Annotated in this window: 12 protein-coding genes; 6 read left to right on the top strand and 6 right to left on the bottom strand. The window is 63.0% G+C overall.

What is annotated here, in order from left to right; genetic code table 11:
• Both OO12_RS04540 and OO12_RS28440 read right to left on the bottom strand, forming a co-directional pair.
• Entirely contained in the window at nucleotides 1-1,731 is a 1,731-nt protein-coding gene (locus OO12_RS04540) for an asparagine synthetase B family protein (protein ID WP_160296740.1), read from the bottom strand.
• A gap of 208 nt (nucleotides 1,732-1,939) precedes the next feature.
• Nucleotides 1,940-2,110 carry a hypothetical protein gene (locus OO12_RS28440; protein ID WP_160296739.1) on the bottom strand — a complete coding sequence of 57 codons (171 nt, stop codon included), beginning with the start codon at nucleotides 2,108-2,110 and terminating at the stop codon, nucleotides 1,940-1,942.
• Nucleotides 2,111-2,535: 425 nt separating this feature from the next.
• Here OO12_RS28440 and OO12_RS04535 point away from each other — a divergent pair, with 425 nt between their 5' ends.
• From OO12_RS04535 to OO12_RS04520, 4 genes are read left to right on the top strand one after another with little or no spacing between them, the layout of a single operon-like run.
• Nucleotides 2,536-3,078, top strand: coding sequence for a phage tail protein (locus OO12_RS04535; RefSeq protein ID WP_034157446.1), 543 nt, complete (start codon nucleotides 2,536-2,538; stop codon nucleotides 3,076-3,078).
• Nucleotides 3,079-3,116: 38 nt separating this feature from the next.
• Nucleotides 3,117-3,647, top strand: coding sequence for a phage tail protein (locus OO12_RS04530; protein ID WP_034157445.1), 531 nt, complete (start codon nucleotides 3,117-3,119; stop codon nucleotides 3,645-3,647).
• Nucleotides 3,648-3,668: 21 nt separating this feature from the next.
• A complete protein-coding gene (locus OO12_RS04525) occupies nucleotides 3,669-4,220 on the top strand; it encodes a phage tail protein (protein ID WP_034157444.1) in 552 nt (183 codons plus the stop codon).
• Nucleotides 4,221-4,224: 4 nt separating this feature from the next.
• Nucleotides 4,225-4,746 carry a GNAT family N-acetyltransferase gene (locus tag OO12_RS04520; protein WP_052215537.1) on the top strand — a complete coding sequence of 174 codons (522 nt, stop codon included), beginning with the start codon at nucleotides 4,225-4,227 and terminating at the stop codon, nucleotides 4,744-4,746.
• Here OO12_RS04520 and OO12_RS04515 read toward each other — a convergent pair.
• Nucleotides 4,725-5,027: a DUF6916 family protein gene (locus tag OO12_RS04515; RefSeq protein WP_034157443.1), complete on the bottom strand. Its 303-nt coding sequence runs from the start codon at nucleotides 5,025-5,027 to the stop codon at nucleotides 4,725-4,727. The genes OO12_RS04520 and OO12_RS04515 overlap by 22 nt on opposite strands.
• Entirely contained in the window at nucleotides 5,024-6,256 is a 1,233-nt protein-coding gene (locus tag OO12_RS04510) for a nucleotidyltransferase domain-containing protein (protein ID WP_034157442.1), read from the bottom strand. Before OO12_RS04510 ends, OO12_RS04515 begins: the two co-directional genes overlap by 4 nt.
• Nucleotides 6,257-6,510: 254 nt before the next feature.
• Here OO12_RS04510 and OO12_RS04505 point away from each other — a divergent pair, with 254 nt between their 5' ends.
• Together OO12_RS04505 and OO12_RS04500 are read left to right on the top strand one after the other, a co-directional pair.
• The gene (locus tag OO12_RS04505) at nucleotides 6,511-9,903 is read left to right on the top strand and encodes an acyl-[ACP]--phospholipid O-acyltransferase (RefSeq protein ID WP_034157441.1); all 3,393 of its coding nucleotides are present in this window, start codon (nucleotides 6,511-6,513) and stop codon (nucleotides 9,901-9,903) included.
• A 360-nt stretch (nucleotides 9,904-10,263) separates the two neighbouring features.
• Nucleotides 10,264-11,373, top strand: coding sequence for an alpha/beta fold hydrolase (locus OO12_RS04500; protein WP_034157440.1), 1,110 nt, complete (start codon nucleotides 10,264-10,266; stop codon nucleotides 11,371-11,373).
• Here the strand turns inward: OO12_RS04500 and OO12_RS04495 are convergent.
• Complete coding sequence (locus OO12_RS04495; protein WP_235364683.1) at nucleotides 11,315-11,842, bottom strand: YybH family protein; 528 nt, start codon at nucleotides 11,840-11,842, stop codon at nucleotides 11,315-11,317. The genes OO12_RS04500 and OO12_RS04495 overlap by 59 nt on opposite strands.
• Before the next feature lie 32 nt (nucleotides 11,843-11,874).
• Nucleotides 11,875-12,531, bottom strand: coding sequence for a hypothetical protein (locus tag OO12_RS04490; protein ID WP_034157438.1), 657 nt, complete (start codon nucleotides 12,529-12,531; stop codon nucleotides 11,875-11,877).
• Nucleotides 12,532-12,566 lie beyond the last annotated feature (35 nt).

Genomic DNA, 12,566 nt, shown 5'->3' with positions numbered 1-12,566 from the left:
TCAGTCGTTGCCGCCTTCGTGCCAGCGCAGAAAGCTGCCCATCTGAATGCCGCGCAGGAGCATGGGGCCATGTTCGACGCTGCTTTTCATTGCCGTCGCGGCATCCTCGGGAAATGTGTCGAGCAGGCTTTTCAACCGGGGAACGTCGATGACGCGAGACGCAAGCGGCGAGCGTTCGATTCGCTCGATCGAGACTGCCATCGCATCGCGACGCCGTTTCGCGATATGATGCCATTCGGGACATTGCCGCCCCTGGCGGTGTTCGATCAGCACGTCACGAGGCACACGATCGGCGAGAACACGGCGCGCCAGCCAGCGTGTCTCGCCCTTATGAAAGAATTGCGCATTCGGCACGCCGAGCGAGAATTCGGCAAGCCGCCGGTCGGACATCGGGTCGCGCTGATCGAAGGAAAAGCTGTGGCGATTTCCTGCCATCACATCGCGCGGGTACTGCGCCTGGATAAACTTCATCCGCCAGGCGCGGATGTCCCCTGTCAACTCGAACGGCAGCTCCTGGTCGAGCGCGCGGGCGTGCCGCTCGAAATCGAGGCTCTCGAGAAAGTCAGCGGCTACGGCGCAGTGGCGAAGCATCGCGGCTTCACCCCCGTCATGCAGCCTCCAACGCCAGAGCCGCAGCGACCGGGGCTCAAGCACGGGTATTACATCCTTGCGCAGGATTTCGGAGAACGAGCGTCGCTGGGCGCGTCGCGTATCCATCACCACGCGCGCGGCGGCGATCAGCCGGCCGTGCCGCACATGGTCAGCATAGGGGGGCCTCCCAGTCCATGACAGGGTCATGTTCCCCATCCCACCATCAAGCAGGACGCGTGCACCGGCCTGCTCCACGGCGTCCAGCAATGGCCGAAACCAGGTCGGATTGAAAGCACCGGTGCGCGGCATGCAGAGGATGGGCGATTCCAGCTCTGGCTCACGATCGCGCGGTAACTGGATATCATCATCGATCGTCATCCAGTCGATATTGGCATGCCCGCCAGCCAGTTGCCGCGCCAATCCCGCCTCGTCGAGCGCATCATAAGGATGCGCCGCACCGGGGATGCGCGTAAACGCGCTGATCCGTCGATCGCCCAGCAATCGCGCCGCAGTGCCGACCACCGCGGTCGAATCGAATCCACCGGACAACATCGCGGCCACACCGCCATCGGATGGAAGCCGGCTCGCAACTGCGCGATCCAGCAGTTCACGCGCGGCGTCGACATAATCTTCATCGTGGGTATAACGCACAGGCGCGATCGATCGCGGTGTCCAATAGCGATCGACCTGCACCACCCCCCGTTCGATAACCACCGTGCCGCCAGGCGGCACCCGGTGGATTTGACGATAGAGTGTGCGTTCGACGTCTCCCTGTGTCTGGGTAATGAAATTGCCAATCGCGAGTTCGTCGAGATCGCGCGGCACCTGGGGCAACGCGAGCATCTTGCGCAGGGTGGTTGCGAATACGACCATGTCGCGGTCGACGAAATAGTACAGCATGCGCATGCCGATCGCATCGCGCGCCAATGTCAGCCGGCCTGATCGCTCATCCCAAAGCGCAAAGGCGAAGTCGCCAAATAGCCGAGCCGCAGCATTGTCGCCCCACCGCTCACAGGCAGCGGCGAGTATCGCAAGATCGTCAGGCCTGCACGCGGGCGCCATCCCGAGCGCTCGCATCGTATCATCTCGTTCGTCGAGCCTGACATCGGCGACAAGCACCGCACCCGAAGACTGTTCCACCATCTGGGGCGGGAGAGGCGATAAACATCGCAGAGCCCCGCGCTCGGCAATTGCGCTAGCGCCGCCGCGCCAGAGTGTTGCCCTTGCCTGGCCGGCAAGTCCCTGGCCCAGCCTGTCGCAGGTCGCCCGATCGATCGGGCCGCTGTCGAGCCGGACGACACCAGCAAATTCACCCATTCACGAAAACAACGCTCCAATCGACACAGCGCTAACTTACCGCGTTGGAAGAGAGATAATTGTCGCCGGAGGGGCCGGGGTTAAAACCGGTTTCTTCCTTGACCTCGGCGGGCGCGATCACGGCCGGCGTCTGCCAGGATTTACGCATATCCGGTTCGCCCACGTCCAAGCCGGTGCCGCTCAATCGTTCAGACTGTTCCATTGCCGTCCCCTTAACTCAGTTGGACGCGTACCTACGCGAAGCATGAGCAAATCGGCAATGCTAAAACTGATGGTAAAGGAACAACAAATCGACCTTCTGCCCCGATCGCGAACAGTTTCTACCTGAACTGGAGCGATGATTCCAAAATCCTTCCGCCTCTACGTCGATAAACAAAATCCATATTGGATCAAAAACATGTCATTTGCCGCGGTGCAGCAATGCAAATCACGCTTGACTGGCCGTCAATCGATGCGCGTATATGGTAACGACCACCGGCTTTTTCGGATCCAATCGGGCCCATGTCCGCATTGGTGCCGAAGGCGTCGACGTTCCTGTTCTTTTTATTGATTTAGTAGCGCAGCGCTCGGCCCATTCTGAATCACTGATTCAGATTATGGCGAAGCTTACTTTCTAAAGGAGGGTATATGTCGGATTATTTCTTGGGGGAAATCCGTATGTTCCCATGGGACTGGGCGCCGAAGACCTGGGCTCTATGCAATGGCGCCATCTTAGGCATCGCACAGAACCAGGCATTGTTCTCGTTGCTCGGCACAACCTATGGCGGCAACGGTATTCAGACCTTCGCTCTGCCTGATCTGCGCGGACGCGTAGTCCTCGGCATGGGTCAGCTTCCCGGCGGGTCCTATTATCCCGAAGGAGCACCAGGCGGAGTCGAGAATGTCACGCTCGTCACCAGCCAGCTTCCGGCGCATAATCATTTGCTCAAAGCATCGAGCACCAATGCGAATGTCAACGCAGCCGCGAACAACTATCTCGCCAATGCGCAGACATCCGTGACGGGCGGCACGAACGAGATGATCTATGCGTCGACCACCACCAATTCGGTGGCGCTCGCCGGTACCAGCATTTCGAACGTCGGCGGCGGCCAGCAGCATAGTAACATACAGCCTTATCTGACGGTCAATTATTGTATCTCGACGTCGGGCATCTACCCTTCGCGTAACTGACCCTGTCGGACAAAGCCCCCTCCTGGAGGATGTAAAAAATGACTCCTTATCTTGGCGAAATCCGCTTGTTCGGCGGCACTTTTGCACCCGCCAACTGGCATCTCTGCAATGGTGCGCTGCTCTCGATCTCAAACTATAGCGCGCTCTACACGCTGATCGGCACGACTTATGGCGGTGACGGCCAGGCAACCTTCGCCGTACCCGATCTGCGCGGCCGTTTCCCGATCAACCAAGGGACAGGCCTGGGCCTGTCTTCCTACGTCATTGGCCAGCTGTCCGGCAGCGAGTCGGTGACGCTTCTCGAATCACAGATTCCGTCGCATTCGCACAGCCTGATCGCTCAAGCGACGCCAGCCACGATATCCCAGCCATCGAACGCGTTGCTGGCGCAGCCGGAACAAGGCGAACTGCTCTACCTCGACCCGACCGGGATCGCGCCCAACGACGTCACGCTGGCGCTCGATACGGTGCAGCCCGCAGGCAATACCCTGCCGCACGACAATATCATGCCCACTCTGGCGGCGACGTACATCATCGCGCTGGCCGGCATTTTTCCCAGCCGCAACTGACGGCGAACAGGGAGCTTTATCATGGACGGTTTTCTCGGCGAAATTCGCGCTTTCGGTTTCACTTTCGTCCCGCGCGGCTGGTTGCAATGCAACGGCAACATATTGCCGATCCAGCAATATGCTGCACTGTTCTCGCTTCTCGGCACCAACTATGGCGGCAACGGTACGACCACCTTCGCGCTGCCCAACTATTCCGGGCGCGGCCCGGTCAGCCAGGGACAAGGCCCAGGCCTGTCCAACTATGTCGTCGGGGAATCGATCGGCAGCGAGGGGATCTCGCTGACCCAGATGGAAATGCCGGCACATAGCCACATCGTTCACAACAAGGTGTTCCCCAGTGCGATCACGGGCCTGAGCAACGTGCCGACCAACGCCACCAGCCTCAGCCGCCTTTCCTCGCCGGCCGGCACGCCTTCCGCTCCGTATCTCAAACCGCCGCTGACCACGCCGGTGATCATGCACCCGCTCTCGGTTGGCATCACTGGGGGCTCCAGCCCGCATGAAAACCGGCAGCCTTATCTGCCGCTGCTGGTCTGCGTCTGCATCTCTGGGGCCTTCCCGTCACGGAACTGATGCGTTGACACTGCCAGCCTTCACGTTGCGCCCGGAGACGGCGGAGGACGAACCGTTCCTCCGCCGTCTCTATGTCGCGATCCGCTGGGCCGAGGTCGAAGCGATGGGGATTCCGGACGAAGCCCGGCGCCCCTTTCTCGAGCAGCAATTCTCGATGCAGCGAAGCCATTACCAGACGCATTATCACGACGCCGAATTCAGCGTGATCGAAGCGGGCAGCGCCCCTGTTGGCCGGCTCTATCTATTTCGCGGCACGCGCGATCATCGCATCGTCGACATCTCGTTACTGCCCGAGACATCAGGCAAGGGCATCGGCGGCGCCTTACTCGACCGCATCATGACCGAGGCGGCCGCGCTCGGGCGTGGCGTGTCGATCCATGTCGAGGGCTTCAACCCCGCACGTCGACTCTATGACCGCAAGGGTTTTCGCGAAATCGAACGGCGCGGCCCCTATTGGCTGATGGAATGGTTCCCCGACCGCGTAACGTCGCCGGAACACGAGGCTCAGTTGAATACCGCCTCATAGTGGAAGCAGCCGCCACCGCTGTCGCGTCCGCACGGGGTGAGCATGATCTCCGTCACGCCGAGCACCGGATGTTCCAGCACGAGGATCTGCTGATCGAACAGCGTACTGGTGCTGGCGCCCTTGAACAACAAGGTGAAGGGTGCGCGCACATCGTTCTGCATACCACTCGGCAAATCGCCGACCTCGACCAAAGTCAGCACATCCGCATGCTCACGGACCTGCACCGCAAACTCACTGCCGATATGCGGCGTGAACATCGCACTGGTCAGCAATTCGGTCATTGAGCCCCCTCTTCCTTCCCGCCGCGCCCCACCACGCCAACGCGTCGCCCGATCCATAGCGGCACGCGCAGCAGAGGATAGAGAAGATGCAGCCGCGACGGCAAGGGTATCGCCAGCACGTCGTCCAGCGCGGTCATATGCGTGACGATGTTGACACCCAGATCGCGCCAACCGCGTGACAACAGAAAGCGCGCGCGGATCAGCTTCGCCTGGCCGAAGCGCCGATCGCCGATTTCCCGCTCCGCGCCCGGCCCCACCATGATGTCGAGTGCGACAGCGACCAGCTTGCGCACGCGGCGGCTGGCGCCGAGTTCTTCGGCAAGCGCCAGCGGCACGGTCAGGTCGAGCAGCATCTGAGCCAGCAACAACGCTTGCGCAGCGCACTCACCGACCCCACGCGCGACCGCGGCGCGATAGAGCCGGTCGATTTCGTCCGGCGCCCCCTGCCCCACCAGCGCTGCGACATCGGCAAGCCATTTCAGCCGGATCCAGCCATGCGCCGCGCCGTGCACGCACAGATAGGCGAACAGATCGTCAGGACCGAGCGTGCGAACGCCGGGCCCCTCCTTGCCGAGCGTGACCGTCTGCGTCGCCGCACTCGCGCTCAAGCCGGCGAGCATGCGCGGATTGTCGGTCAGGCCCCAATGGAGTTCGAGCTGCACGCGGCGCTCGCGATGGATCAGCGCGATGTCGCGGCTGTGACGCATGACATCGCGGAGCTGACGCTCGCTCAACGCGCGGGCGGGCAGCCAGAGCTGATAGCCATCGGCACGCACCAGCGCGAGCGCGGTGGCAAGGTCCTCGGGACGGACCAGCAGATCGATATCCTTGGCGTGCTTCAGGGCGAGCGAGTCATAAGCCAGTTGCGCAAGCGGCGCCCCCTTGACCAGCAGCGATGGAATGCCGGCCACTTCAAGCATCACCTGAAGCCGTACCGACTCCACCGCCAGAATCCGATTCTGCTCAGCCATTTGCGCGACACGCGTCATCAAGGACCGCGCAATCGTCCCCGGCACGGTCACGCCCGCCGACGACAGCGCCGCATAAGCAAGGCCCACGACGCGGTGACGCGCGACCAGTTTCGCGAACAACCGCCAGTCGATTCCGATAGCGGCGGCCGTCACGACAGCGTCGCGCGCCGGGGTCGCCGGCCAGCGACAACAGGCTGCGACCAGCCGCATTTCGGGCGAGAGTGCCGGTGCGTCCCGTATCGTTGTCGTGCCGCTCATGCCCCGCCCTATCGCGCTGGCGAGTGCGACACAAACCCCGCGAATTGCCAACCGGGCACTTAGTTGCAACACTCCCCGCAGGCAGGAGGAACGGTGGGTGGTCCATGGTCCCGACGGCTGCGCGCATCGCTTCCCGGGAACAAAATTGATCAGTGTTTATTTAAACAATTGAACAGCGATCAATTATGCAGTATGACGACCGCCGTTAATGTCGGCTTCGCAATTGGCCGATAGGACGACCGAGAGGAGACAGCATGTCAGCCCCCGATATTTCACTTCTCGGCAAGCGCCGCTTCGCGCCCTTGTTCGTCGTCCAGTTCCTGGGTGCGTTCAACGACAATCTGCTGAAATTCGCGCTGCTGTTCCTGGCCAATTTCGCGCTTTACAAGGCCGATCCGGGCAAGGCGGAAATGCTGGCGACGATCGCGACCGGCTTGTTCATCCTGCCCTATTTCCTGTTCTCCTCGATCGCCGGGCAGATCGCCGATACAAATGACAAAGCCGTTCTGGTGCGCCTGGTGAAGGCGGCAGAAGTCGGCATCATGATCATGGCCATTGGCGGCTTCTGGTTTGAATCGGTGCCGGTCCTGCTCGGCTGCCTGTTCCTGATGGGCGTGCATTCGACGATCTTCGGGCCCGTCAAATATTCGATCCTGCCGCAGCATCTCACCGAGCGTGAGATCATGGGCGGCACCGGCCTGATCGAGGCCGGGACGTTCCTCGCGATCCTCAGCGGCCAGCTGCTCGGCGGGATCATCCCGCCCTGGGAGGCCGGGCTGGCCGCGACGGGCGTCGCATTCCTTGGCCTGTTCGCGAGCCTGTACGTTCCCCCCGCGCCCTCGCTGCAGCCGCGTCAACCGATCGACTGGAACATCGCGCGCGGCACCTGGCATATCCTGAAGGCCGCACATGGCGGGCGTGGCGTGTGGCTGGCGATCCTCGGGATCAGCTGGTTCTTCGCGATCGGCGCGATCATCCTGTCGGAGCTGGCGCCACTGGTCACCGGCACATTGGGCGGCGGGCCCGCCGTGGTGACAATGCTGCTCCTGGTCTTTTCGATCGGCGTCGCGCTGGGCTCGCTCGCGGTCAACCGGATGCTCGCGGGCGAAGTGTCGGCGCGCTATGTTCCGATCTCGGCGCTGGCCCTGTCCGGCTTTCTCGTCATGATGTGGATCGCCACCCGCAGCTTCACTGTCGGCGATGCTGGGCCGTCGGTCGGTGCGTTCCTGACCAACCCGGGAAGCTGGCCGATCCTCATCTCAGTCGCGGGCATCGCCGTCTCGGGCGGCGTGTTCATCGTGCCGCTCTATGCAATCTTGCAGACGCGCAGCGCGCCGGAACAACGGTCGCAGATCATCGCCGCCAACAATATCGTCAATGCGGTCATCACCGTGCTGCTGGTCGCAATCGTGCTTGCGCTGCTCGCCGCGGGGACCAGCGTGCCGGGCGTGATCGGCGCGATGGGTTTCGCGACGCTCGCGATCGCATTGATTTCCTGCTGGTTGCTGCCCGAGACGATATTCAAGGGGCTGGTGCGCTGGACGCTTACCTTGCTGTACCGCGTCGAAGTGACCGGCAAGGAGAATATGCCGCGCCCGGGCGAGCCCGCGGTGGTGGTGGTCAACCATGTCTCCTTCCTCGACGGATTGCTGCTTGCCGCGTTCCTGCCGGGCAAGCCGACTTTCGCGATCCATTCGCGCATCGCCAAGGCCTGGTGGGTCAAACCGTTCCTCGGCATGTTCAACGCCTTCCCGGTCGATCCGACCAACCCGATGGCGGCCAAGGCGATGGTCAAGGCAGTCAAGCAGGGCCGCACGCTGGTGATCTTCCCCGAGGGCCGCATCACCGTCACCGGCGCGCTGATGAAGGTGTTCGACGGCCCCGGCATGGTCGCCGACAAGGCCGACGCGCCGATCGTGCCGGTGCGCATCGACGGCGCGCAATTCACGCCCTTCTCCTATCTCGACGGGAAGGTACGGCGACGCACCTTCCCGAAGATCAGCCTGACCATATTGCCGCCGCGCCGTTTCGCGCTGAGCGGCGGCAGCGCCCGCGAGCGCCGCGCGGCGGCGGGACGGTTGCTGTACGATGTGATGAGCGAGATGATCTTCGCCACGTCGGACACCGACCGCACCCTGTTCCAGGCGCTGCTTGACGCGAAGGATATTCATGGCGGCAAGGCCCAGGTGGTCGAGGATGTGAAGCGTTCGCCCCTCGCCTATTCGCGCCTGATCACCGGATCGCTCGCGCTGGGCCGTCCGCTCGCCGAAGGCACGCGCCAGGGCGAGGCGATCGGCGTATTGCTGCCCAATGTCGCAGGCGTGGTCGCCACCTTCTTCGCGCTGCAGGCAAAGGGCCGCGTGCCGGCGATGCTCAACTATACCGCCGGACTGACCAATCTGAAGGCGGCCTGCACCGCAGCGGAAATCCGCACCATCGTCACGGCGCACGCCTTTATCGAACAGGCCAAGCTCGATGCGGTCATCGCGGGCCTGGTCGAGGCCGGCATCGCGATCCGCTATCTCGAGGATATCGCGGCGACGATCGGGCCAATGGAGAAACTGCGCGCATTGCTCATCACGCGCTTTGCCGGTCGGATTCACCGTCGCCTCGGCGTGTCGAGCGACGCGCCGGCGGTGATCCTGTTCACCAGCGGCTCGGAAGGACTGCCAAAGGGCGTGGTGCTGACGCATCGTAACCTGCTGGCCAATTGCCTCCAGCTCTCGGCCCGGATCGACTTCAACGAAAGCGACGTGGTGCTGAACGCACTGCCGGTGTTCCACAGCTTTGGCCTGACCGGTGGCACCTTGCTGCCGATCCTGTCAGGGGTGAAGACCGTGCTGTATCCCAGTCCGCTGCATTATCGCATCGTTCCCGCGCTGGCCTATGACGCCAATGCGACGATCCTGTTCGGCACCGATACCTTCCTCAGCGGCTATGCGCGGATGGCGCATGGTTATGACTTCTATTCGCTGCGCTACATCTTCGCCGGCGCCGAGCGCGTGCGCGACGAAACGCGCAAGACCTATGCCGAGAAGTTCGGCCTGCGCATCCTGGAAGGCTATGGCGCGACCGAGGCAGCGCCGGTGATCGCGGTCAACACGCCAATGCATTTCCGCGCCGGCACGGTCGGACGGCTGCTGCCCGGCATGACGAGCAAGCTCGATGCGGTTCCCGGCATCGCTGAGGGCGGGCGGCTGTCGATCCGCGGGCCGAATGTCATGGCGGGCTATCTCAAGGCCGACCAGCCGGGCGTGCTGCAACCGCCCAAGGATGGCTGGCACGACACGGGCGATATCGTCACGATCGACGATGCCGGCTTCATCACCATTCGCGGCCGCGCCAAGCGCTTCGCCAAGATCGGCGGTGAAATGGTCTCGCTGCCCGCGGTGGAGGGCTATGCCACCGCGTTGTGGCCCGAGGCGGAACATGCCGCCGTCACGCGGCCCGATGCCCGCAAGGGTGAGCAACTGGTGCTGTTCACCACGCGTCAGGATGCCAGCGCAGGCGCATTGCAGGCCTGGGCCCGGTCGAATGGCGTGACCGAGCTGATGGTTCCGAAGGACGTGCGCATCGTGGAGGCGCTGCCGGTGCTGGGCACGGGCAAGATCGATTATGTCACGATGAACCTGATGGCGGAGGCGTAGCCGGCGGTCCGCTCGTCGCGCGAAAGGACGACCGGACCATGCTGTTACATGCTGTTATTCGCCGTGAAATTTTTTCATGCTATTAAGTTGGATTTTCGGCGAGATTTATTCCAGCAATCTCAATGTGATAAATACCTCCGATGCTGTTATTCAATAACAGCATCGGAACAGCATATAACAGCATGCCGACGACGGCTGTTTCGGACGAAACAGCATGGCGTTCCAAGGGTATTTTCATGATGAGAAAGAGCCGGCAGGGGTCGGTGCCTCTATGGACATGATGCTGGCATCATTAGTCGTCGGATTGAATCACAACCGGCATCGCTTGGCAGCACGCGCCATAAGGAGCAGAACCGGGGAATGATCGCATCGCTCCTTCTGCTCGCCGCGCAGGCCGCCACGCCCGCACCTCAACCCACCCCGCCACCGGCCAGCGCCCCCGCGCCGGCGAGAAAATGGCCGGCCACCGAGGGTGATTTCAGCATCAGGGATTTCCGCTTCACATCGGGCGAGACGCTGCCCGATCTGACGCTGCATTATACCACGCTCGGCAAGCCGCATCGCGATGCGCGGGGGCAGATCGATAATGCGGTGATGGTGCTGCACGGCACTGGCGGCACCGGGCAGCAATTCCTGTCGCCGCAATTCGCCGACCAGCTATACGGCCCCGGGCAGCCGCTCGACATCACGCGTTACTGGATCATCCTGCCCGACAATATCGGGCATGGGAAATCGTCCAAGCCGTCCGACGGGCTGCATATGCGCTTCCCGCGGTACGACTATGACGACATGGTTGCGGCGCAATATCGCCTGCTGACCGATGGGCTCGGCATCCGTCGCATGCGGCTGATCATGGGCACGTCGATGGGCTGCATGCACAGCCTGGTATGGGGCGAGACGCATCCCGATTTCGCCCGCGCGCTGATGCCGCTGGCGTGCGAACCGGTCGAGCTGGCCGGGCTCAACCGCATGTGGCGGCAATTGCTGATCGACGGGATCAAGGCCGATCCGGCCTGGGCCGGGGGCGACTACACCGCGCAACCGGTACAGGGCCTGCGCACCGCCGCGACCCTGCTGTTCGTCGCCGGCGCCGCGCCGGTCAATTTCCAGAAGCTCTACCCCGACCGAGACAAGGCGGCGGCCTATGCGCGGGAGCGCGTCGCGAAATCGATCGCGCAGATCGATGCCAACGACCTGATCTATCAGGTCGATGCTTCACGCAGCTACAACCCCTGGCCAAAGCTGAAGGCGATCACCGCGCCGCTGACCTGGGTCAATTCGGCGGATGATTTCATCAACCCGCGCAACCTCGATTATCCGGTACGCGCGGTGGCGTTGATGAAGGACGCAACATTCCGCCTGATCCCGGAGACCGACGATACGCATGGGCATGGCACCCATACATGGGCGGTCAATTGGCGGGACGATCTGACGGCGCTGCTGGCGCGGACGGAGGCGCCGGCAAAATAGGCGCAGGCGGCACGTCATAGGCAGAGACATGGTTGAGGGTGATCAGCCACTGGCCACCGATCTTACGGAACAGCCGCGTATTCACGCCCTCCGCCGCATGAACCGGGCGTTCGAGATGATAACGCCCGACCAGCATCGCCGCATCCGGCGCAAGCAGTTCGACCTTCATGTCGTAGAAATGCAGCGCGCCGCGCGTCGCGGGCGAGGCGCCATAATCGCGGACATAATGGTCAAGCGTCCCCTGCCACCCGTCCTGGAACTTGCCGCCCGAAACAAACACCACATCGGGATTCCGGAACCCGGCCATATAGCCGCGGAAATCACCGCGGTTCCACGCCGCCTCCATTCGCGCGACCACCGCGAGGATCGCGGCGCGATCCTCCGCCGGACCGGCGGCGCAGGGAGTGGCAAGGATCAGCGCAAGCGCGGCGAGGACGAATTTGAGGATCGGCATAACGGGAATAGGCACGGCGCCAAGCCGTAGATCAAGCGCCGCCTTGATCAGCGCTTGCGCACCTCATCCATCACTGTTTCCGGGTCGGGTGCGTCCTCCATATAGAGCGGCTTGCTCACCCGCGTGGAGCGCCGTTCGGCGATCTTGTCATAGGCCGCGTCGCCGCCGCCCTTGTTGAGATGCATCTCGCGCGTGATGACCGCACCGGTCAGCAGGTTCCAGCTCATCTCGAACCCGTCATGGGCATAGGTGCGGCTGTAGAGCGTGGCATCCAGCCCGATCAGCCGCATGCGTCGCCCCTGTCCCGCGCCCGGATCCATGCGGAAGCGATAGATCGCGGACACCGCCGTCGTACCCCCGGTCAGTTCTTCGACCTTCAGCACGCCCCTGGCGATCGACAGCGATGCCGGGCCAAGCGCCACGGGCTCGAGCTTGAGTTCGCCGATCGGCCGAAAGGGCGGCTTCGCGCCGGTCGGCTGCGCGATCAGCACCGTCACGCCGCGCGCATCGGGGCTGCTCACGGCATAGGCGGTGTCGATCAGGCCATCGCCGTTCAGGTCACCGTCGGCGCGGCCCTCGATCTCCTGGCCGAGTTCAAGCGAGGCGTTGAGTTGCGCGTCGGTGAGTCGCGACGCCGGCGCGCGTTGCGCATCGGCGGCGCCCGACCACATCAGGGCAATGGCGATGGCCGCTATCCGCATCATCCTTCTCCCCCATCAGCGTCGGACAGCCGCCAACG

The organism is Sphingomonas sp. ERG5 (assembly GCF_000803065.1).
Lineage (GTDB): Bacteria > Pseudomonadota > Alphaproteobacteria > Sphingomonadales > Sphingomonadaceae > Sphingomonas.
This window is presented reverse-complemented; position numbering and strand designations above follow the sequence as displayed.

Coding starts and splice junctions, on each gene's coding strand:
- OO12_RS04500 (WP_034157440.1), top strand. CDS start 10,264: ATGATCGCATCGCTCCTTCTGCTCGCCGCGCAGGCCGCCACGCCCGCA.
- OO12_RS04535 (WP_034157446.1), top strand. CDS start 2,536: ATGTCGGATTATTTCTTGGGGGAAATCCGTATGTTCCCATGGGACTGG.
- OO12_RS04515 (WP_034157443.1), bottom strand. CDS start 5,027: ATGACCGAATTGCTGACCAGTGCGATGTTCACGCCGCATATCGGCAGT.
- OO12_RS04505 (WP_034157441.1), top strand. CDS start 6,511: ATGTCAGCCCCCGATATTTCACTTCTCGGCAAGCGCCGCTTCGCGCCC.
- OO12_RS28440 (WP_160296739.1), bottom strand. CDS start 2,110: ATGGAACAGTCTGAACGATTGAGCGGCACCGGCTTGGACGTGGGCGAA.
- OO12_RS04525 (WP_034157444.1), top strand. CDS start 3,669: ATGGACGGTTTTCTCGGCGAAATTCGCGCTTTCGGTTTCACTTTCGTC.
- OO12_RS04530 (WP_034157445.1), top strand. CDS start 3,117: ATGACTCCTTATCTTGGCGAAATCCGCTTGTTCGGCGGCACTTTTGCA.
- OO12_RS04490 (WP_034157438.1), bottom strand. CDS start 12,531: ATGATGCGGATAGCGGCCATCGCCATTGCCCTGATGTGGTCGGGCGCC.
- OO12_RS04510 (WP_034157442.1), bottom strand. CDS start 6,256: ATGAGCGGCACGACAACGATACGGGACGCACCGGCACTCTCGCCCGAA.